Here is a 20,758-nt window from a genome sequence, read left to right as displayed (position 1 = left end):
TTCCATTTTTATTGTTATTTTCTATGTTTATTTTGTATACAGATAACATGTGGAGACTTTATGAATATTGCAGGTGCAAGTCAAACGACATTGATTGACTATTTATCTTTAAAGGGTAGACGACAAATAATAGAGTCTGAAGATGATGGATCAGAAAAAGCTGCTGCTGTAAAGTTTCTTTCAAAGCTTGAATGCCTGTCATGTAAAGATGTATTTGAAAAACCGCTGTCTACTCGATGCTGTGACAAAATTTTATGCGCAGATTGTTACCTGTCATTTCCTGATCCAAAAAAATGTCCAATCCACAGGTTAGAGTTTTCAGGTTCAATTCAAGATGACTTAAAATGTCAAGATCGTTTAATTAACAATCAAATAGAAGAAAGTGTAGGCCTTTTTAAGGATGTCCCATCGACCGAAACAAGTATCGATAAGCATAAAGGTAAGGTGCAGAATGATGCGATACAACTGATTAACTCCAGTAGCACGCCAAGTACGGGTATAACCCGTCAGCCAGCCAGGCAAAACGAAATGGTGGAGAATGCTGGAGGCTATGATAATGTAAATTCTTTGTCATCTTCAGAACCTGGTAATATTTCTTCTTCATTTGGCAATAGAGCCTTCAACTTTCAAGCTTCAGGCTCTTACTCTTTGAATTCTTTTCCTGACATTGGTATGAACTTCCGATCAGCTGGTAATCTTCTTCATGTAGTAGCCGGAGATGGTATCAATCTTAATGGAAGACAGATTCAAGGTTCAAATCTTGTTATTCATAATGGTGAGGTTGTGTCTGGTCACAATGTAACGGTTACAACTCCGGGCCGTCAAAGAGCCCCTGTCAGGGAATATGATTTTAGAGAAGCAAACGTTGATTTTATTGATATACATACCAGACAGGGAGATATCCTTATCAAAGGACAATGCCCTGTAAACCGGTATCAGGTGTCAGTTATATCATCCAGAGCACCAAATCTCAGGAATAATAATCTTAACCTCAATTGTAATGAAAATGTTCAGTTGAGACTCCCGGAGTCATTTGTTGGCGGAATGCAATTACATACTAATATGGGAAATGTTATTACCCATCGTAGCTACAGAATTAAATCCGGGGGAAGGCTTCATACCAATATGGGAGATATAAATGTTAAAGTCGATAGCTTGCTTGTCAATGCATGTGGAAGAACTAATTTGGGGAATAGTGTTGTAAATGTTCAGAATCAATATGTTCATTGGGGGCGTCAGGTGTTAAATTGTGAAAGTAATATGGGTAATGTTTATATATATGATCAGGGTTAATCAAGTATTTTTCTAAAATTCACGAATTACCCCAAATGTTTCATGTATAAATATTATCACTGTTGTGTTGGCTATTGCTTATCTTTCTTCATCAATACTTTTTTCCTTTAGCCATTTTTTCCAGAAATCCTTATCCCCTCTATCTGCAAATCTACTGTTCTTTGACCATTCTTTATGTTGAGCCAAGAATTCGTTTATCATCTCATCCACTTTTTTAGTATCTTCATCACTGCTTGCTTCTGATTTTAAGTTCATCATAAGAGTACTGTTTGGTAGTGGGTATTCAAAATGACCATTAGTGTATAGCTCTTTGATCTGAGTTATCAGACGAATAATTGTCGATAACTTTTTAATATTTGTTGCACCTTCTTTAATCTTTTTCAGCTGATTTTCTAATGGTCTGATGACCCTTTTGACTTTAATTCCTGCGTTAAATTGCAAGCCTGCTATTGAATAGATTAGGCTTTTATCAGTGTTACGGGCAATTAAGTCATCAAAGTCGTCGACGTTTTCCAAAATATCTTCAAGTCTATCAGCAATGTTCATTTTTAGTGTTTTAATAAGATCAGATAACCGATCCAGTCGATCTTTATCGGGGATCAATTCTTCAGGATTGACAGCTTTCAGTTTTCTTATTCGGTCTTTTGCAAATCCAGTGTAGGGTAAAAAATTTGTGTAAAATGTATCTTTATGTTCTCTTAATTCTGAAAAAAAGCCGTCACTTCCCTCATATAAAACCAACTCGTCACTAATATGCAGTAAATCCAGAGCAGCAGGGTTGGAATTCAAGCACTGCCAAATAAATACAGGCAAAGAGCATATCATGGCATCGATATCTTTTTCTGTATTTTTTTCAAACCTGTGACACGTACTACGAATTTCTGGCTGATATTTTTTTGATAATCTTTTTGTATCCAAGTTAAAGTCGCAAAAACTTTTACCAGACCTGGTGTTTTTTGTAATTATATATAAATCAATATCGGAAGAAGGGGTTGTAGTACAGTGCATACTACTTCCATTAAAAGCAATTGCTACAACATCATGTATATTGATCGAATAAAAGTCTAAAAAACTGAAAATTTCAGGATTTTGTCTACGTAATGGTGCTCTCATTTCACTTGAATAAGAGGAACAGTTATTTTTTAATTTGATGGTGCTGATTTCTCTTTGAATCAAACGGGTGTATCGTCGTATATGGTCAAGGGAGAGGTCAGTATCTTTTGGTTCAGAATCCATTAATTCAATACACATTATTTTGGCCATTTCAAGTGTATTGGTATATTCCAAAGAGTTCGAGCTGTCAGGAATTTCTCTGTCTTTTTCAAAAAATGAAACAGATTTACTGCTAAATGCGGGTAGTAGATGCTTTTCTTTTATATGCTGTTTTAATTCGGCCTTTGATGGGAAAAGGTTATTACAAAAGCATTGAACTCCTGAAGGTGTCATATATCTGATCCTCAATATAATTACATCATTTCAAGATTGCAGAATATGCATCGCATGTATTTATAGCCCAATTATCACAAAATTTACTGAGAATTTACCATGAATACATTAGCTATTAATGCACTGCGCTCAGAGTTTGACAGTTATCAGAATAACGAAATTCAAAGTAATGCTGTTAAACTATGGAGTCGGATATGTCGGGCTTATTCGCCCAGGTATCATCACATTAAAACGGTTCTCACGGACAATTTGGTTGAATACTTTAACCAACATTTAACAGCTGATCACCTACCGATCGATCGTCTTGTTTTTCCTGTATCAGATGACACACTTAAAACCTTTTTAACACACTATGATGCCATTGAACAACGTCGGTCCGGTTGCCCCGATTATCTATCCGGGCACAATTCACCTGAATCTGATTATGAAGAGGCTATCAGACATCTATACGATGGTGAAGAACAACCGACAGAGGTAAAAATCTTATTCGGTATCCAGGGAACGGGCAATGGTCATTTGACTCGCTCTCGTCTTCTTGCAAAATCATTGGCCGATCGTGGAGCCAAAGTTCAATATCTTGTTTCAGGTCGTCAGAAGAATAAACTTAATGATATGGAGATATTTGGAGATTATTGGCACCGCAATGGATTTACTTTTATATCGGAAAATGGCCGTTTGGATTTTTTTCAAACGTTAATACGTTTCATGCATGACAACTTCGGATTTATACGTGATGTCTGGAAGTTAAATGTGAAGGACTATGACCTTATCATCTCTGACTTTGAGCCGGTCACGGCCTGGGCTGGGTATTTAGGAAACAAGGAAGTCATTGGCTTTGGTCATCAGTATTCGTTTGACTACGATGTTCCCATGGTGCAGAGATTTTCCATTTCAAGGTTAGCTGTGAAACTCTTTGCTCCGGCCACAGAAACTATCGGGCTTCATTGGGTTAATTTTAACAACCAGCCTATCTTGCCTCCGATCATCGACACGACAATGCAACCATGCCTGGATGAAAATCATCTTGTTGTCTATTTGCCCTTTGAAAATCAGGATAATGTTGCTCATTTATTGAATAAGTTTTCGGGATACCGTTTTAAAGTTTATGGTCCCAGGGCACCGGAGGTTGTTGGTAATGCGGAGTTTTTTCAAATGAGTGTAAAAGGTTTTAAAGAAAGTCTACAGTCATCCAGAGGGGTGATTTGTAATTGTGGATTTACGCTTATCGCTGAATGCATGCATATTGGATTGCCCATTCTGACTAAACCTCTCAAGGGACAAATAGAACAATTATCCAATGCCTATACACTTGAAAATCGACACCTGGCTGAAGTGTTCTATTGCCTGACTTATGAAAATCTGAAGCAATTTATAGAAACCGCCCGGCGTAAAGAGGCTAATCCATATCCCAATGTAGCGGATGCATTTGCCGACTGGGTTGTCTCTGGTCGTAAAGAGACGGTTGCTGAATTGTCTGAAAAGCTCTGGCAGAGTCAACGAGCTATTGCTGACATTCAGCAAGCGACATGAGAATTATGACATCGAAAAAAACGCAACCGATAAATGTAATAGCTGGCTTACGTTTCAAATATTTCCCTGATAAAAATCCTTCTGAGCCGTAGAGACTTTTTCCAGGTAACGCCTGCTTTCCCCTCGAGGGTGTTTCTGAGTCAGTGCCCAATATACCTGGTTTGGCTTCAGGTCATTGATTTTCTGTATGGCGCGATCACGGCTGTTGCGATCAAAGGTGGCGAAGACATTACCAGCACCGCCATTATAGGCGGAGATGATCGTATATTTCCGTGACAGTGGGTCACGGATCTGCTTCAGATAATGATTTTCCAGCAGCGACAGATACGCTGTTCCGGTATCAATATTGTTATGGGGTTGGAAGAGCCAGTTTTTGCTGGGCTGGCCGGGCAGTTTTTTTACTCTGTCAAACACATCCCGACCCGCCGTTTTGGGTATGATCTGCATCAGGCCATAGGCATTTGACGAACTGACGGCATAGGGGTTAAAGCTGCTTTCCGTGCGAATCACCGCGTAAATCAGGCTCTCTTCAACATCATAAATGCGGGCGTATTTGCGAACCAGGCTGGCGTATTGATATTGTCGTTGTGATAAGTGGTCTTCCACCAGTTGAAAGTCCACGGCGTAAATCTGTCCCTTTGGGGATCGCCGGGTGGTCAGCTGGTTTTGAATCAGGTAATCGGCATACCTCAAGGCGCGCCACTGCCAACGGATGGGCTGCTTATCATGATCCAGTACCTGTCCATAGAGCATGGGTTGTTCACCAACCGGCACATCTCTGTCGCTGAACAGATCCACCTGATCGGGGGCATAGGGCGTCAGCAGAATAGCGGCAATCGCTTTTCTCAAGTCCGTGCGATCCAGGGTTTCCACATGAACCTGACCGGATTCAAAATCAACAAATACCCGGGTTCGGTAGTGGTTGGTGTATTTCACATACTCCTTACTGCTGGCCTTTTTCTCATCCCCCCAGGCCACCCTGGCTTCCTTGATTAAGATGCGAACCAGTGCCTCAAAAGCAATGACGTCCTTTTCCCGATCCATACCAATGGCAATGGCATTACCGGTAGGGCCAAGCTCCTTCAGTGCCGCGTTAGTGACGTAATTGGCACCATGGCTATTGGCCTGCCCGGAAGAGCAACCGGTGATCAGAGGTGAGGATAATGCAGTCAATAAGATAAGGGTGCGAAGACGGGGCATTATGGCATCCATGTCGTTGATTGGTTCTGTGAATACTTTTCTGGATTTTGTAGCCGTCCGGGTCCTCTGCAAACGTTATTGCCGAATCGTATACGCTAAAGCAGAAGTATTAATTTTGAGCTGGGATTTTATCGCGAAGCATTTATAAGATAATGAAATATTACAATAAAGTGATATGAGTCAATAAATGATTATATTTGTGGCGCTGGTCGGACATGTTTTGTCTGGAAGACGCAAGAGGCCTCCTGGGCGGCCCCACCTGGGCGGCCCCACCTGGGCGGCCCCCTATATTCACTCAGACACTATGCGCTATGGATTGGGAGTTTCGCGGGTTTTATTCACCACCACCACAGCCACCATCACCGCCACCGCTTTCGCATCCGCCATGTCCACTGCTGTCGCATCCACCATGTCCACCATCGTAGTATCCACCGCAATAATCGCTACTCAACTGATTTGTGGCAAGTGCATGTGCACTGCCAGGATATTTAAGATGGAATCTCAAACCAAGGTCGGAAGTCAACTTATTCACATTCACAGTCATGTGCGGCTGGTGAGTGATGACCACCCTGGAGTTAAGGGAGCGTGGATTTCGGTCACGATTGTCAGCGATATTAGTGTCCCCTGGATTGTCATCGCGACAACAGGCAATGCATGCAGCGGCGGCAGGGGTGGCTGAGGTGAGCCCGACTGTCGCACCCAGCCCGAAGCCGGTACCAAATGCCTTGATCGTTTTAGCACCAGCAAGTAACGTAGTGATCCCACCGGCCGCACCACCTGCCAATACACAAACCCCGGCAGTAAGCGGACAACAGGATTTGCACTCAGGGGGAAATAAATAGCGTTCTATAAAAGTGGATGTGGATAGTGGCCCCATAGTGTTTTCCTCCATCAGAATTTTATTGTTATAACTTTGTACCTCACTATTTGACCTTATTTTTTCTAAAAAGTTTCAAAAACTGCCGTCCTCGCTACGGGCGGGCGCTATTCTCGAACAGCCTCTTAGCCGTTAAGCCCTTCAGAAGCGGCTTTGGCTTGAATCAGTTCGATTTTGTAACCGTCCGGATCTTCCACAAACGCAATTTCAGTGGTCCCCCCAAGCACCGGACCCGGTTCCCGGGTAATTTTGCCGCCGGCCTTGCGAATGGCATCACAGGTGGCATAAATATCATCAGCACCCAGGGCAACATGACCAAAGGCATTGCCCAGGTCGTACTGTTCAGTGCCCCAGTTGTAGGTCAGTTCAATCACTGCCTGCTCAGACTCATCGGCATAGCCAACAAAAGCGAGGGTGTACTGGTACTGTTCGTTGTCGTGCTTTCTCAGCAGTTTCATGCCGAGAATTTCCGTATAAAACTCGATGGATCGATCCAGGTTGCCAACACGCAGCATGGTGTGAAGAAATCGCATTTCAGGCTCCTTCAGGTTGCAGATATAAGAAAATAGTGATCAGGGATGCTTGGGGCGTTCTGACAGTTTGGTGGTTTGTTTCTTTTTCAGTGGCTTGCCATCAATGGCAGCCTCTTTGATCTCAATGGTATAGGCGGTGCCTTTTTCTTCCTGCAACAGCTTTACCAGAAAGTAGTCATGGTTTTTGGCAAACCAGATCCAGGTGGCCCGTTCATCACTGTCTCTCTGTATTTTGACTCTAACGGTTTTCAGATTGCCAAGGTCCGTTTTTAATATCTCTTCGCCTTCGATGGTGAATGTGCGTTGATAGACTTCATCGTCATCGGCAACGTCATAGTTTAGCGGTTGGCCATGGGCAGCTGCCAGATCCATACGCAGTTTCAGCTGGTAACTCAGGTTGTCCAGGGTTTCCGGTTTCAGGTCCATCGACCACTGCCGGTCCCCCTGTTGCCAGTTGACCTTATTGCTGGACCAGTCAAAGGTGGCATATTCCGTTGGTTTGTTGCCCAGCCCCGTTCTTTGTTGCACGTATTGGCTGGCGATCAGTTGCAGACCTTTACTGGCAAAGTGGCTGGTCTCTTTCATCCCGAAAAACGCTGCATCGGCACTGAACTCAAGGGTCCAGGTGCCATCAGTATTTTGTCTCAGGGATCTTTCGCCGGAGCCGCCAAAGGGCATCCCCTTAATGGATGCTTTATAGGTTGCGGAGTATGGCTTGAGCGTGAAAGCGCTATCCGTTTTTTTCGTCTGGGAGGCGGCAAAGCCTGTATTGCCCGCCAGCACCAGGGTCAGGGCAAGAGCCGCTCTCAGAGCGCCCGGGCCATAGTTGCCGGGATGAGTTATTGGTTCTTTCATGCTCACTGTGTGGCGATGAAAAAGCGTATGAATCGGATTGATCATGCCAGTTCCAGGGCGTTTTCCTGCAGTTGGTAGCCCAGTGGGTCAATAGGGTGATCATCCAGTAGCACGTTGTCACCCTTCAGTTGCAGCCTGCCGGAGGTGATCAGATGTACGGCCAGGGGGTAAATCTGGTGCTCCATGGCCTGAACACGTTGTTTCAGACCCTCTTCATTATCGCCGGGCCCGACACTCATTGAAGCCTGAATGATATGGGCACCGCTGTCCAGTTCTGGTGTGACAAAGTGAACAGTACAGCCATGGCGGTTTTTTTTATCCGCAAGTACCCGACGATAGGTGCCAAGGCCTTTGTATTCCGGGAGCAGGGATGGGTGAACATTGATCAATCTGCCTGCGAATTTTTCCACAAACTCGGGGCTTAGAATTTTCATATAACCGGCCAGTACCACAAGGTCCGGCTCAAAGCGGTTAACCTCTTCTACCAGTCTCTGGTCAAAGGCACCCCGGGAGGAAAAGATTTTGTAGTCCAGGCCAAGGGCAGCCACTTTATGCTGTCTGGCCCTTTCCAGTCCGTAAGCCTCTGGTACGTTGCTGACGACCCCGACAATTTGATAACTGTAGTGATGTTCTTGATCCAGAAGTGCCTGAAGGTTACTGCCGTTGCCTGATAACAGAACGACAACTCGCTTTTTCTCGCTCACTGCTGTTTCCTGAATGCTTTCAATGGTTTTGTGATTGGAATCCGGTTGGCCAGAGTGACATGGCACCCGGGCCAGATATTGGTCAGGACGGTTATTGAAACACCACAGGATCGCCATCGCTGTCTGCGGATTCAATATGGCCGATAATGACGCTTTCCTCTCCCAGCGCTTCCAGACGCCTGATTGCCTGCTCCCGATGGCTTTGTGGGATGCAGAGCACCATACCGATACCACAGTTGAAGGTACGGTACAGTTCAAAGGTCTCAATATTGCCCTTTTCCTGCAGGAAACGAAAGATGGCCGGGATTTCCCAACTCTGCGTGTTGATCACCGCGCGACAGCCCTTGGGAATAACCCTTGGCAGATTTTCTGGCAAGCCGCCCCCGGTAATGTGGGCCATGGCGTGGATCGGCAGTTCCTTTTGCAGCTGCAGCAGTGATTTGACGTAAATGCGGGTAGGTGCCATCAGGTGTTCTGCCAGAGTCTTGCCTGCCAGCGGGGCGCTGAGGTCTGAACCGGCCACTTCCAGAACCTTGCGGATCAGTGAGTAACCGTTGGAGTGCGGTCCGCTGGATTTCAAACCGATTAACACATCACCAGGGGAGACTTTGCTGCCATCAATGATTTCAGACTTTTCAACCACGCCGACACAGAAACCTGCCAGATCGTAATCGTCACCCTGGTACATTCCGGGCATCTCTGCCGTTTCACCCCCGATCAGGGCGCAGCCAGACTGTTCGCAGCCTTTGCCAATCCCGGTGACCACGCGTTCAGCCACATCGATATTTAATTGGCCGGTGGCGTAATAGTCCAGAAAGAACAGCGGTTCAGCACCACAAACCAGCAGGTCGTTGACGCACATGGCCACCAGATCGATACCGATATGGTCATGCATCCCCAGGTCCATGGCCAGCTTCAGTTTGGTGCCCACGCCATCGGTCCCTGAAACCAGAACCGGTTCTTTATACCCGGCTGGCAGTTGGCACAGCGCTCCAAAACCGCCCAGGCCACCCATTACCTCAGGGCGGGAAGTGGCCTTTGCCACCTGTTTAATGCGCTCAACCAGAGCGTTGCCAGCGTCGATATCGACACCTGCATCCTTGTAACTCAGGGAGGTTCTGGAATCCGATTTGTTCATTGATATCAATCCGCTTGTTGCCAGAGCTTGTTACCACCGGCGGTGCCGACAGTGTTTTAATCCGGACTGTTCACTGCCCGGGGGCGGTGTTCAGTCCAACACGGTTTGGGTGGATGAAGGCGGCTATTCTAGGAGGCTGCGGTATTTATCGCAATGCTGTTACCGAATTGTCGCTGATGTCTGGTGGTAATTTGGACCTTATTTCAGGTTAAGAAGTGATTACCATAGTGCGTTTTCAATGCCCGCAGTTGTCCAGACGTTGGCAAATACAGTATTTTTTGCCGGATTTATGGCAGAATGATGTTCATTTGATTTTTATGTACAGGATTTTATTGATGCCTGTGGCTAAGCGATGCAACGCTCTCCTGCAAAACCTGATCAGTCCACTGACCTTCTTGTCCGCTACTGAAGCCCGTTCAGCCGTTAAGGCGGCCGGTCTGGTGGTGGGTCTTCTGGTATTGTCCATATTGCCTGAAAATACCCATGCGGCCACGGTCAAAGGGTTATACAGTCAGGAAGTGCCAGTGTCCGGACAAGGTTACCAGGAGCGGGCTGATGCCATGTCCCAGGCTCTGGCAGAGGTGCTGGTGAAAGTGGCCGGACAACGTGAGGTGCTGGCCAACCGTGTGGTAAAAAGTGCACTGGCCAAGCCGGAAACTTACATTCGCAAGTTTGGTTTTCGCAGCTCTTCTGTCGATCAGGATTTCTCTTCCAACCGTCAGCAGTTTTTGCAGGCGGTATTTGATGAGCAGGCGATAAACCGCCTGCTGCGCAGCGCCGGTGTGGCCATCTGGGGACAGAGCAGACCATCGACACTGGTATGGCTGGCGGTGGAGAGCGGTGGGCAGCGCTCAATCGTCAATGCTTCAGGCGCTCTTCCAGCGGTGTTTGCTGAGAGCTTTCAGGGGCGGGGCTTGCCGTTGCTCTTTCCTTTGATGGACTTTGAAGATGCCGGGGCGATTTCAACCGTTGATGTATGGGGTGGCTTTACCCACAAATTGCAGGACGCTTCCCGGCGTTATGGTTCTGAATCGATTCTGACCGGGCGTTTATCCCGTGTTCTATCACCAGATGGTCTGGCGCAAAATGAACGCTACAATGGTCGGCTGACGCTGATATTCCGGGGAATGAGTCAGTCTGTGGCGGTTAATGGCCTGGATGCTGTTGCGGTGACACAGCTGGCCGCTGATCTGGTGGGGACAACCTTGTCCCGGCACTATGCCATTGATGCCTCCGATGCCAGTGGCAAGACTCTGCTGGTGGTTGAGAATGTTGCCAGTCTGGAAGATTATGCCGCCCTGAATAAATACCTTGAGCGGATGACCGCCATTCGTGATGTGTCCGTTCATCGGGTGGCAGGTTCAACGATTGAGTTGGAGCTGGTTATTGATGGCTCTGAAAGCCAGTTGGCCGATGCCCTGGCCCTGGGGCGAAACCTCCGGCCGGTTGCACCGGGTTCTGACTCTTCGGCAACTATGCGCTACAGTTGGTCCTACTGACAGGCTCCCAGGAGGCTGTCCGAGTATAGACTGCCCTACTGCGGTGGCAGCAAATTGGTCTAAAAAGTCGGAAATTTTTAGCAAATAGAACCACTATTCACTAAAAATTTCCGACTTTTTATCCTCAATTTTCTGCCATCCTCGCTACGGGCGCTATTCTCGGGCAGCCTCCAGGCTGTTTGCTGTCAGAGATACACTATGCGGTGGTCCATGTGATTAGTAGTGATAGTTCTTGCACAACCGGCTGGAGTTATTTGCGGTATCAAGGCAATACCCGGGATGCACAGGTTGCAGCTCCTGTAGCCAGAAATACCAAACCATTATCGTGTTTTAACCGATCGCTTTGGTCTCTGGAAAATACCCCGGCCTGCCTGGGCTTGAGCAATCGTTTTTCAGAGATTGGAGAACCGGTCAGAAGGTCGGTTTCCTTACCCGATTTGACCGCTTGCCCCTGTGAAAATAATGAGCCTTCCTGGTGTAGCAAAAAGATGATGCCAGCGCTTTTGCCGCAGGGGGAGGCAAAACAGTGGGGCAGGGAGTCTGAGTTAAATAGTGATGGAGGTAATGTTGCCGAATGTTTACTCACTGCTATCGAGAATAATGATAGCGAGGTGGTCCAATCCTTAATCCACGAGCCTCTTCTTGATTTTAATATGGAGGTAATCAGTAAAACTTCGCGTCGTTGGTGTACTCCTTTAATGCTGGCGATTGAAAGAAATTTTCTGGAGCTTGCCAGGATTATACTCAAGGTTGAGACGGTTGAGATTAACAGGGGTTTGGGTTCGAATGCTTTACATGTGGCGGCACAAGAGGGTCATGCCGATGCTGTAGATCTGCTATTGCGTTCAGGGGCAGACGTTAATGCCCGGGATGTGAATGGCTGGACAAGCCTGATGAAAGCCTGCAAGACAAAAAATGAGGATATTGTCAGATTGCTGCTTGATTATCAGGCAGATGTGACATTGGTTAATCTGTTCGGATTATCGGCCCTCAATATACTGGTTAATGATTATGGTGCTGAGAGACCCGATCTATTGGTGTTGCTGATTGAACATGGGGCTCCTGTTGATCAATGCGATATGAACGCCTGGTTTCCGCTGATAATAGCCATCAAGAATGGGAGCTTGCAGTATATTCGAATTTTGCTGGGTGAAGGCTGGGAAAAAGCGACTTGTCAAAACGAAGGGCTGGTTTTTTTGTTTGCAGCTGTGTATGGGAATGAGTCCGTACTCAGGTATTTGTACGAAAAAATGCCGAAGAACTTTATATTGTTCAAGGATATCGATACGTATTGCTCATTGCGAGGCGTTGATGTTTCTCACTACAAGACGGTATTAACCTTATTAAAAGAAAAGTATGGGGATCTTTTATCGCCTGAACTACCAGAAACTTTTTTTTCTCTGAAAAGCCAGTGTCGTAGAGTCATTCGACGACAGGTGTTGGATAGAGGTTTTGATCAGCTTCCCCTGTCGGCAAATTTGAAAAACTATTGCGCTCAGATTCAATTACCCATACTTGTGGATAACGAGGAAGAACTCCGGGCCTTTTACAGATCTGAATATGAAATTGAAGATCGTGAAGATGGGTCCCTGACATGGGGCAGTCTACCTCCGGTTGATTCGGTGGATTGGTTTCATGAAGAAGCCTGGGGGTAGCGTAAGTAGTTATCCATCACCTTTGAAGTTATTACTTGCTTATAGCCCTCTGCCCAAGGCCGAGATAATTATGGTACTCTTGCACCACCTGCATAGAAACGACAAGGCTAGCAATCTTTGCCATGCCGGAGCAGCCGAAGAGAAAGACTGATACACTTTTGTTGTCCTGTTTTTGTCATACTCTTTTTCTGTTAACAAACAGCCCATGTAGTGTCGTAGTGGTTGCCAAACAGGGCTGAAGACGATTTATTGACCGGTCTATTGATATCAGTCAATACCGGTTGATAATTGAACGGTTTTATTGTGTTACTGTCTTTTGTAATGTTGCAGTTTCTGTTGTCAGTATCACACTACCTATACGGATTTGATGTCCATTATGAGTTTGCCTGTGCAGCTACCGCTCAGTGTCCAGTTAAGAGACGATGCCACGTTCGCCAACTTCTACAGTGGGCGAAATGAGACGCTGGTCAATCTTCTGGATATGGATAGATCGGTTCCCGGCATCGAATCCGAGCAGTTTATTTTCCTCTACGGCCCCAAAGGGGTCGGCTGCAGCCATCTGCTTCAGGCGGCCTGTCATCAGGTGGACCGGCGCAGCGGGCGAAGCATTTATCTGCCCATGAAAGAGCTGGTTCACTACTCGCCAAAGCTTCTGGAAGGTATTGAGCGGCTGCAACTGGTGTGCCTTGACGATATCGGTGAGGTAGCTGGTATCGACGAGTGGGAAGAAGCGCTGTTTGATCTGTTTAACCGGCTCCGGGACTCCAGAACCCGGTTTCTGGTGGCGGCGGACAATCCTCCCAGGGCTCTGGGGATTCAACTTCAGGACCTGGTTTCCCGCCTTGGCTGGGGCATGGTATTTCAGGTACACCCTCTGGATGATCGGGACAAAGTTGCAGCGCTTAAACTCCGGGCCCATTACCGTGGCTTTGACCTGAGTGATGACGTTGCCCGCTTTATTATTCACCGTGGTTCCCGGGATATGGGCAACCTGTTTACCTTGTTGCATAAACTGGACAGTGCCTCTCTGCGCGCCAAGCGCAAGCTCACCATTCCCTTTGTTAAGGAAGTCATGAGATGGTGACCATAAAATTCCGCATCTGGGGTGGTGAAAATCTTGGGGTTTGGTTGCTGCGGAATTTTTAGGGTTAAGGAGTGGTCGTCAGGTTTGGAACTGGTCCATGTGGTTGAGAAAGGTTGGTGGTTTTCAGTTTGTTGCGCTTTTGGGGCTGCTTTTTCTGGGGGCTCTTTCTATTTTTGGGTGGTTGTGGTTTACCAAGGTTTCTGATCGGGTTTTGAGCAGCCTTCACCAACAGGCAGGGCAACGGCTGCCTGGTAAAGATGTTATTTTTGATCCATGGCAGCGCCGACTGACCGGCAGTGATATTCGGGTGGAAGAACAAGGGATTCAGTTTACTGCTCAAAAGGTCAGTGTCGTGTTGAACTATCGCCATTGGTGGGGGGCGTGGTTTGGTGAAAACGTTGAATCGTTAAGTGGGATTGAGCTGGATGATGTCAGCATCGCTATTGATCCGGAGTTGATTGCCTTCCCTCTGCCGAAGCACTTTCAAAGGCTGTCCATCAACCGTGGCCGCCTTTCCATCACCGGAATAGATCAGCCACTCTCTTTTGACCAGTTGACGCTGGCGAAAGAAAAAGAAGAGGAAGGCAGAATCAGGATTCATTCAGATAACCGTGATGGTGAGAGCTGGAGCTTCTCTGGCATTTATGAGATCAGTAAAGGCTTGCTGGATGGTGAGGTGAGGCTGGTCGAACTGCCTTTGTCAGCGCTTGTTAAGACTGCTCCCGTTGAAGCATTGGTAACGCTGAATAATGAACTGTCTGCCAATGACCGTTTTTCAGGGACAGTAAGTGCAACATTGTCACTGTCCTGGGATAAGCTAAGCGGCCTGACCCTGAAGGGCAATGCGGAAGGACAAAGTGGGCAGCTCTTATTGTCAGGAATATCTGCCGATTGGCAGCAGTGGCATCTGAATAACCTGCAATTTCATGGCAATGATCCTGCACAATCTACAGCAGAACTGTCTGTTTCAGGTCTTGATCTGAGAGTGCCAGAAACACTGGCAGGAGAATTTCCGGTTCAGTTAATACCAACCTTACCTGCTGTCATTACTTCACTTGCTATTAACGACAGCCGTCTTGAACTGGCAAGCGGCTATTCGCCCTGGATATTTGAAAATATAAACGGAAGCGCAGATGTTATTTCGGGGAAAGAAACAGATTCCCGGATCTATCAGTTCAGTGCTGCACTGGCCAATATCGGGGATTTGCAGTTGAGTGGCCAATTATCCGGCTCTGGTAATGATTATGCATTTCAGCTCAACGATGCTCGACTTACAGGTCCTTTAAAAAAGTATTCGGCTGTTGTCGGTTATGATATGCAGGGTAGCCAATTTGACTTGAGTTATAACAGTCAAAATCATACGGGTCAGCTTGATATTTCTGACTGGCAGGCAAAAAAGATCGCAGACAGCTTGCCGGTTTCATCCATCCATTTATTAAAAGCCCTGATAACGGATTCATCAGGTAGAGCGGCTATCCCGTTTTCCATTAACCCCGATAAATCGAGATTACCACAGCGTATCTATCGGGCGATTGAACAGCATGTTATGGCTATTTCCAGGGCACCGTTCGACTACCTTTCCCATACCACAGGTCATGCGCTTGAGCCTGTGCTTTATCATGAAGCGGGTAACGCGACATTAACAAAGCAATCACAAAAAAACCTGGTAAACCTTCAGAAAGCGCTTATCGAGAGACCAGAGTTGAATGTGTTGATTGATGTGGGTGTTTCTGAATCCAGAGATTGGCCAGAACTCTCACGTTATGAACTGGAAAAGGCATTGCTGGAACTATACGCAGCGACCAGTTCAGTGGAGCCTTCAGAGGTGATCACTATTCCACCCGGGGTGCGGGCATCGCTTGTGGAGCAAATGTATCTGGCTACCCGACGTCACCAGAAAATTCCTGAAGTGGGTGAGCAATCACCCGGGCAGAGGGTTCAGGAAGCCGAAAGCTGGTTACTGAAAAACTGGCCAAAGACGCCTGATCAACTGGAGAGCTTGCAAAAGGCCAGATACGACTACCTGAAAAGTGAAACTGGCACGGCGTCCGGACAAATTGAGTTGCAGTTATCATCAGGCCCGGACCGAAAAGGGGGCGAGCCTGTGTCGGTACTAACTCTCCACTAACCTGTTCGCCTGAGCCTGCCAGCGCACAAACATCATAGAAGTAATAAATAACAGTACGCTGAAGCTGGTGATCAGCCAGCCCTGGGGCTGTTCCGGCCTGAACCAGGCATCAAGAACGCCACTGATAAAATAAAAGCAAAGGATAAAACAGAGCCAGGAGGCTGCTCTCAGGCCACGCTTCAAAAGGCCGGGAAGTGGCAACAGCAGTGGCAGTATCTGCAGGGCGGAGATACCAAAGATCGAACCCTGTGGCGGATTCAACCACCAGGTTTCTGCCAGCAGAGAGAGAATCAGTCCAGCATAGAGTGCCAGGCAGACTTGATAGATTTGGTTGGCTTTTTGCTGCATTGTTCTTGGTGTACAACTCTGGTTAAGGGGCCGATGGGAAAGTGATCAAGCTTATGTTGCTGGAGATGCCTGCAAGTAGTCATCACTCACTTCCAGCTGGTATACGGTCTTTAATTGAACAAGACAATATTTCATTCTTTGGCGAGCCTGAAGATATAGAGCATCGGTCAGCTCATGATCCTTTTCCCATTGTTGGCGATCTGGCCATTGAGCATAACCGACCAGAATGTTTGGGTTATCTGAAGTGTGTAGTCTTGAGCCAAAGCTGCCGCAATTCTGGTAGATGGCTTTTGTCACTTCCAGCCATGCTTTGCGAAACTCAGTCTCTGTACCTTCTTTAATCTCAAATTCATAAACCGCTATGAACATGCCTGTGTCCTATCGCCAAGTATAACTGTTATTCTTTTGGCTATCTGTCAAGAATCTCAAGCACGGACTCAGGGGGACGGCCAATTCTGGCTTTTTCGCCATTGACCACAATGGGGCGCTCAATCAACCTGGGAAACTCGCACATAACGTTGATCAGTTGCTCTTCCGTCAGGGATGGATCTTTGAGGTTATTATCCTTGAACTCCTGTTCTCCTTTACGAAGCAGATCCCGGGCATTGATGCCAAGTTTGCCCAGAATGGCTCTCAGCTGATCTGCATCCGGTGGGGTTTCCAGGTACAGTACCACCACAGGACTGATTCCCTGCTCTTCCAGAATGCTCAGGGTTTGACGGGATTTTGAACAGCGTGGATTGTGAAAAATAGTAATGCTCATGATGACCTTGCCTGGTGTATGTCACAGAACTATGGATATTTTCCGCAAAGCCTACCAATCTCTATGGATGCTCTGCAAATCATTTGTAATAGATGTCGGATGTATAGTCATGAAGTGGCATGATGCTACTACCCATGCGGTGCTGGACCTGAGGGAGAGATTATGTCTGTGATAAGAAAACTATCTGGCAGTATCATGGTGCTTCTGACCGTGATTTTGGCAGGGTGCGCATCCCAAAGCGTAGATTGGGACTATGATACTGAGCGTTCACTGACCGGAATGAAAGCTTATCGCTGGATTGAGCCCACTCAGGAGTCCCAAAAGCTGGGGTATCATTTTGAAGCCCTGATGGATCAGCGTGTTCACAATGCGGTGGATGGTGTACTGGCGGCTCGAGGGTTTCAATGGGTTGACTCAGATAAGGCCGATGTCGATTTTCTGGTCAATTATATTGCCAGCCAGAAAACCCGCAGGGAAGAACGACAGGTGACCACTTCTTTCGGTTATGGTTTCAGCCCCTGGGGGCTCGGTGTCAGTACTGACAGCCGTGTACAGGAATATGAAGAAGGATCTCTGATCATTGATATTATTGACCCGGAAACCAGGCAGGTGGTATGGCGTGGGCGCTCCGTGGGCAGAATTCAGGAAGGGCTTTCACCGGAACAGCGAACTGCAAGAATTAACGAGGCAGTGGTAAACATTCTGGAAGGGTTTCCAAGGCCGAAAAAGTAAACCTGTCTCTTTCAGCCTCTGAATTCGGTACACTTACCTCTTGTTTGACAGGGAGTTCATCATGGCACCGGTACTGCAATTCTGGTCATCCTTCCAGAGTTTTTTCACGGCGGTTATTAAACGCTTTCTTGATAACCGCTGCATTGAAAATGCAGCGGCACTGACCTACACGACGCTGTTCGCCGTGGTGCCACTGATGACGGTCACCTACAGTATCCTGTCAGCGGTGCCCAGTCTTCAGGATGTTGGGGACACCATTCAGAGCTTTATCTTTACCAGTTTTGTGCCTTCTACGGGGGAGATGGTTCAGTCTTATCTGAACGATTTTTCCCAACAGGCAAGAAAATTAACCAGTATTGGTATCGCTTTCCTGCTGGTCACTTCTTTTCTGATGCTGAGAACCATTGATAAGGCATTGAATAATATCTGGCAAGTGGCGCATGTGCGCCGTGGCATGACCGGTTTCCTGCTGTACTGGGCCATTCTCAGCCTGGGGCCTGTGCTGTTGAGTGCCGGTTTTCTTACCACTTCTTATCTGGCTTCCCTCAAACTGGTTTCTCATACCACGGCCATTCTTGGTGGAGAGCAGTGGCTTCTGCGCCTTATGCCTGTTGTTCTCAGTACATTAGTTCTTACCCTGCTGTATACGGCTGTGCCCAACAGAAAAGTGCCGGTTCGTCATGCGCTGGTAGGTGCGGTTTTTGTTGCCATTCTGGTTGAGTTGGCCAAGGCTGGCTTTACCTTATTTATTACTTTGTCGCCTACCTATCAGCTGATTTACGGTGCTTTTGCCGCTGTGCCCCTGTTTCTGCTCTGGGTGTATCTGAGCTGGCTGATGGTGCTGTTTGGTGCCGTGCTGGTTCGATCCCTGGATCTTTATGGCAAACAGGCCGGTGGTGAGCGGCCACACCCGTTAATCTCGATTTTATTAATCCTTAAGCAGTTGCAGGAAAGGTTTGAGCAGGGGCAGGGGGTGCATTACACCGATCTGCGCAAACGTGATCTTCCGGTTTCTCTTGATGATTGGGAGAGTCATACCGCCCGGCTGATGGAAATGGGGTTGATCAGCAAGAGCGATGACGGCGAATGGCTTCTTGCCATGGATCTTAGGCACATCAGCCTGTTTACTTTCTGTGAGCAGTTGCCCTGGCCGATGCCTCAGGATGAGCAGCTCCGGAATATTCTTACCGCTGATGATCCGAACTGGTTATCTGACCTGATTCAGCGGTTGCAGACAGTAAACAGTGCCCGTCTGGAAGCGCTGGACTGTTCGCTGGATCAATTACTGTCTAAATAGCGGGTATTGCTCTTGCCGGGCCTGATCTGAACAATCATTCATGGATCATCGTGGCTTGTGGTTCCCTGAGTCGGGCAGGGCTGCCTTTGGTCACCTTGATCAGGTGCGGTCTGTGGCTAATACTGAAGTGCGTGTAAGCCAGGGCTCCATGGAGCCCGGCGGATTGGCGTGGTTCTGGCTACTGCCGGGTCCGCTGATCTGGCTCGTGATACGGCCAGGGCGTTGGCAGGTAAAGCACAAATGAAGTGTGAATTAAACAGGGGCTGCATGACATAGTGCAGACTGCCCGATGAATGTTTTTCTGGAGGTATTCGTGAGGATAAAAAGAACATTGGAATGCTTTCTGGTGGTACTGTTGGGGGCTCTTGTGGCCTGTAGCAAACCAGTGACTTTTATGGATTTAAACGGGGATCCTGTTTCCCTTGCCAGTGATAATGATCAGTGGCTCGCGTTGAATTTCTGGGCAGAATGGTGTGACCCTTGCCGGGAGGAGATTCCTGAGCTGAATGAGCTGGCCAATGATGGTCAGGTAAGAGTGCTGGGCGTTGATTTTGACAGCAGTCAGGGGGATTCGCTAATCAATAAGGCAAAAGCACTGGATATCCGCTTTCCGGTACTTCAGGAGTCACCAATGACAGCGTTGAACGAGCCTCCTCCCCAAGTGTTACCCGCTACTTATATTATTTCACCGGAAGGTAAAGTGGTGACCAAACTGTTTGGACCACAGACCAGGAAAAGCCTTGAAGAGCAGATTAATAAGTTGAGTAAACACCAATTACAGGAAACCTCGTCCAATGGCTGATGTATGCAAAAGAGCCTTTGTTGAAGGCAGGGTGCAGGGTGTCTGGTTTCGGGGCTCAACCCAGGAGCGAGCCCGTCGTCTGGGCATCGGTGGCTGGGCAAGAAATCTGCCGGATGGCCGGGTTGAAGTGTTGATGTGTGGCTCAGAAGAAGCCGTTGCGAAGCTGGAGGAATGGCTTCATAGAGGACCACCTCTGGCCAGGGTAGTTAATATTTCCATTGCCGAAGAGTCGCTGCAGGCGTTTGACTCGTTTACCACCGGTTAATTCACAACCCAGTGACGTTCCCAGTTGGTCAATACGCGCTCCGGATACCAGGTTTTGCCCAGGCTGCCATTATACCGGGCCAGAGCCCTGGTCAGATTGCCGTTCTCCTTCTCAAGGTAATAACTGAGAATGGTGCAGCCATAGCGCAGGTTGGTCTGGATGGTGATGAGGTTGTCCTTATCCCGGCCAATAACATTCTTCCAGAACGGCATAATCTGCATTAAACCCAGGGCACCAGCCGAAGACACAGCATACTGGTCAAAGGCAGACTCGGTATGAATCAGTGCCAGCACCAGCTCCGGTTGTAAATCTACTTTGGATGCTTCGAAGTGAATCATCCTGAGCACCTTGAGCCGAAGGTCCGGGTCTTTAATAAACCGGGCCAGACGGGCAGACATATCAACCAGCCAGACCTCGGCGTCAAAATGATCGTCAAAGCTGCTGGGTTGATCCAGTGAACGTGACAGTACTTCCTGTAAAATCGGATCGTGCCATTCCGCCTGACTGGCTGCTGGCATGACAAGAGCCATGACAAGGACGGCCACAACCCCCAAGGCCCGGAATAGGGCTTTGGGGTTGGCATTTTTCAGCAAGCTACTTATAGCGGGT

General features: G+C 47.5%; 22 protein-coding genes. 11 read left to right on the top strand and 11 right to left on the bottom strand.

Annotation, left to right across the window (positions count from 1 at the left end; translation table 11 throughout):
• Nucleotides 1-60: 60 nt before the first annotated feature.
• Nucleotides 61-1,293, top strand: a complete 1,233-nt coding sequence (locus J7439_RS14430) for an RING finger protein (protein ID WP_209202686.1) — start codon at nucleotides 61-63, stop codon at nucleotides 1,291-1,293.
• 78 nt (nucleotides 1,294-1,371) lie between these two features.
• Here J7439_RS14430 and J7439_RS14425 read toward each other — a convergent pair whose 3' ends face one another.
• Nucleotides 1,372-2,739: a hypothetical protein gene (locus J7439_RS14425; RefSeq protein ID WP_209202685.1), complete on the bottom strand. Its 1,368-nt coding sequence runs from the start codon at nucleotides 2,737-2,739 to the stop codon at nucleotides 1,372-1,374.
• A 99-nt stretch (nucleotides 2,740-2,838) separates the two neighbouring features.
• Between J7439_RS14425 and J7439_RS14420 the strand changes: the two genes are divergently transcribed.
• Complete coding sequence (locus J7439_RS14420) at nucleotides 2,839-4,269, top strand: glycosyltransferase family protein (protein WP_209202684.1); 1,431 nt, start codon at nucleotides 2,839-2,841, stop codon at nucleotides 4,267-4,269.
• 54 nt (nucleotides 4,270-4,323) lie between these two features.
• Here the strand turns inward: J7439_RS14420 and mltC are convergent, their stop codons facing one another.
• From mltC to purM, 6 genes are all read right to left on the bottom strand, one after another.
• Nucleotides 4,324-5,481: a membrane-bound lytic murein transglycosylase MltC gene (mltC, locus tag J7439_RS14415; RefSeq protein ID WP_209202683.1), complete on the bottom strand. Its 1,158-nt coding sequence runs from the start codon at nucleotides 5,479-5,481 to the stop codon at nucleotides 4,324-4,326.
• A 322-nt stretch (nucleotides 5,482-5,803) separates the two neighbouring features.
• Nucleotides 5,804-6,346 (bottom strand): hypothetical protein, encoded by a 543-nt coding sequence (locus tag J7439_RS14410; RefSeq protein ID WP_209202682.1) that lies wholly within the window; start codon nucleotides 6,344-6,346, stop codon nucleotides 5,804-5,806.
• A gap of 125 nt (nucleotides 6,347-6,471) precedes the next feature.
• Nucleotides 6,472-6,879: a lactoylglutathione lyase gene (gloA, locus tag J7439_RS14405; RefSeq protein WP_209202681.1), complete on the bottom strand. Its 408-nt coding sequence runs from the start codon at nucleotides 6,877-6,879 to the stop codon at nucleotides 6,472-6,474.
• 39 nt (nucleotides 6,880-6,918) lie between these two features.
• The gene (locus J7439_RS14400; RefSeq protein WP_209202680.1) at nucleotides 6,919-7,779 is read right to left on the bottom strand and encodes a DUF3108 domain-containing protein; all 861 of its coding nucleotides are present in this window, start codon (nucleotides 7,777-7,779) and stop codon (nucleotides 6,919-6,921) included.
• A complete protein-coding gene (gene purN / locus J7439_RS14395; RefSeq protein WP_209202679.1) occupies nucleotides 7,776-8,555 on the bottom strand; it encodes a phosphoribosylglycinamide formyltransferase in 780 nt (259 codons plus the stop codon). The genes J7439_RS14400 and purN overlap by 4 nt, the downstream gene beginning before the upstream one ends.
• A complete protein-coding gene (gene purM / locus J7439_RS14390; RefSeq protein WP_209202678.1) occupies nucleotides 8,530-9,576 on the bottom strand; it encodes a phosphoribosylformylglycinamidine cyclo-ligase in 1,047 nt (348 codons plus the stop codon). The genes purN and purM overlap by 26 nt, the downstream gene beginning before the upstream one ends.
• Before the next feature lie 335 nt (nucleotides 9,577-9,911).
• Between purM and J7439_RS14385 the strand changes: the two genes are divergently transcribed.
• The 4 genes from J7439_RS14385 (at nucleotide 9,912) to J7439_RS14370 (ending at nucleotide 15,942) form a co-directional block, all read left to right on the top strand.
• Nucleotides 9,912-11,075, top strand: coding sequence for a DUF2066 domain-containing protein (locus tag J7439_RS14385; RefSeq protein WP_209202677.1), 1,164 nt, complete (start codon nucleotides 9,912-9,914; stop codon nucleotides 11,073-11,075).
• Nucleotides 11,076-11,563: 488 nt separating this feature from the next.
• Nucleotides 11,564-12,730: an ankyrin repeat and SOCS box protein gene (locus tag J7439_RS14380; protein WP_209202676.1), complete on the top strand. Its 1,167-nt coding sequence runs from the start codon at nucleotides 11,564-11,566 to the stop codon at nucleotides 12,728-12,730.
• 367 nt (nucleotides 12,731-13,097) lie between these two features.
• Nucleotides 13,098-13,814, top strand: a complete 717-nt coding sequence (gene hda, locus J7439_RS14375) for a DnaA regulatory inactivator Hda (RefSeq protein WP_101746377.1) — start codon at nucleotides 13,098-13,100, stop codon at nucleotides 13,812-13,814.
• Between the two features lie 211 nt (nucleotides 13,815-14,025).
• The gene (locus J7439_RS14370; RefSeq protein WP_209202674.1) at nucleotides 14,026-15,942 is read left to right on the top strand and encodes a DUF748 domain-containing protein; all 1,917 of its coding nucleotides are present in this window, start codon (nucleotides 14,026-14,028) and stop codon (nucleotides 15,940-15,942) included.
• Here the strand turns inward: J7439_RS14370 and J7439_RS14365 are convergent.
• From J7439_RS14365 to arsC, 3 genes are read right to left on the bottom strand one after another with little or no spacing between them, the layout of a single operon-like run.
• Nucleotides 15,928-16,290 (bottom strand): DUF2069 domain-containing protein, encoded by a 363-nt coding sequence (locus J7439_RS14365; RefSeq protein ID WP_209202673.1) that lies wholly within the window; start codon nucleotides 16,288-16,290, stop codon nucleotides 15,928-15,930. The genes J7439_RS14370 and J7439_RS14365 overlap by 15 nt on opposite strands.
• Before the next feature lie 51 nt (nucleotides 16,291-16,341).
• A complete protein-coding gene (locus J7439_RS14360) occupies nucleotides 16,342-16,659 on the bottom strand; it encodes an antibiotic biosynthesis monooxygenase family protein (protein WP_209202672.1) in 318 nt (105 codons plus the stop codon).
• A 40-nt stretch (nucleotides 16,660-16,699) separates the two neighbouring features.
• Nucleotides 16,700-17,053 (bottom strand): arsenate reductase (glutaredoxin), encoded by a 354-nt coding sequence (gene arsC / locus J7439_RS14355; RefSeq protein ID WP_209202671.1) that lies wholly within the window; start codon nucleotides 17,051-17,053, stop codon nucleotides 16,700-16,702.
• Nucleotides 17,054-17,215: 162 nt separating this feature from the next.
• Between arsC and J7439_RS14350 the strand changes: the two genes are divergently transcribed.
• The 5 genes from J7439_RS14350 to J7439_RS14330 all read left to right on the top strand — a co-directional run bounded on the left by J7439_RS14350 (nucleotide 17,216) and on the right by J7439_RS14330 (nucleotide 20,149).
• Complete coding sequence (locus tag J7439_RS14350; RefSeq protein ID WP_209202670.1) at nucleotides 17,216-17,785, top strand: DUF4136 domain-containing protein; 570 nt, start codon at nucleotides 17,216-17,218, stop codon at nucleotides 17,783-17,785.
• Between the two features lie 61 nt (nucleotides 17,786-17,846).
• Complete coding sequence (locus J7439_RS14345) at nucleotides 17,847-19,082, top strand: YihY family inner membrane protein (protein WP_209202669.1); 1,236 nt, start codon at nucleotides 17,847-17,849, stop codon at nucleotides 19,080-19,082.
• 168 nt (nucleotides 19,083-19,250) lie between these two features.
• The gene (locus J7439_RS27170; protein ID WP_353620149.1) at nucleotides 19,251-19,358 is read left to right on the top strand and encodes a hypothetical protein; all 108 of its coding nucleotides are present in this window, start codon (nucleotides 19,251-19,253) and stop codon (nucleotides 19,356-19,358) included.
• A 37-nt stretch (nucleotides 19,359-19,395) separates the two neighbouring features.
• Complete coding sequence (locus J7439_RS14335; RefSeq protein ID WP_209202667.1) at nucleotides 19,396-19,884, top strand: TlpA family protein disulfide reductase; 489 nt, start codon at nucleotides 19,396-19,398, stop codon at nucleotides 19,882-19,884.
• The gene (locus tag J7439_RS14330; protein WP_209202666.1) at nucleotides 19,877-20,149 is read left to right on the top strand and encodes an acylphosphatase; all 273 of its coding nucleotides are present in this window, start codon (nucleotides 19,877-19,879) and stop codon (nucleotides 20,147-20,149) included. The genes J7439_RS14335 and J7439_RS14330 overlap by 8 nt, the downstream gene beginning before the upstream one ends.
• On the opposite strand, the gene J7439_RS27165 is transcribed toward J7439_RS14330, so the two are convergent.
• Nucleotides 20,146-20,679: a lytic transglycosylase domain-containing protein gene (locus tag J7439_RS27165; RefSeq protein ID WP_353623065.1), complete on the bottom strand. Its 534-nt coding sequence runs from the start codon at nucleotides 20,677-20,679 to the stop codon at nucleotides 20,146-20,148. The genes J7439_RS14330 and J7439_RS27165 overlap by 4 nt on opposite strands.
• Nucleotides 20,680-20,758 lie beyond the last annotated feature (79 nt).

The organism is Salinisphaera sp. G21_0, from assembly GCF_017744115.1.
Classification (GTDB): domain Bacteria; phylum Pseudomonadota; class Gammaproteobacteria; order Pseudomonadales; family Endozoicomonadaceae; genus Endozoicomonas.
This window is presented reverse-complemented; position numbering and strand designations above follow the sequence as displayed.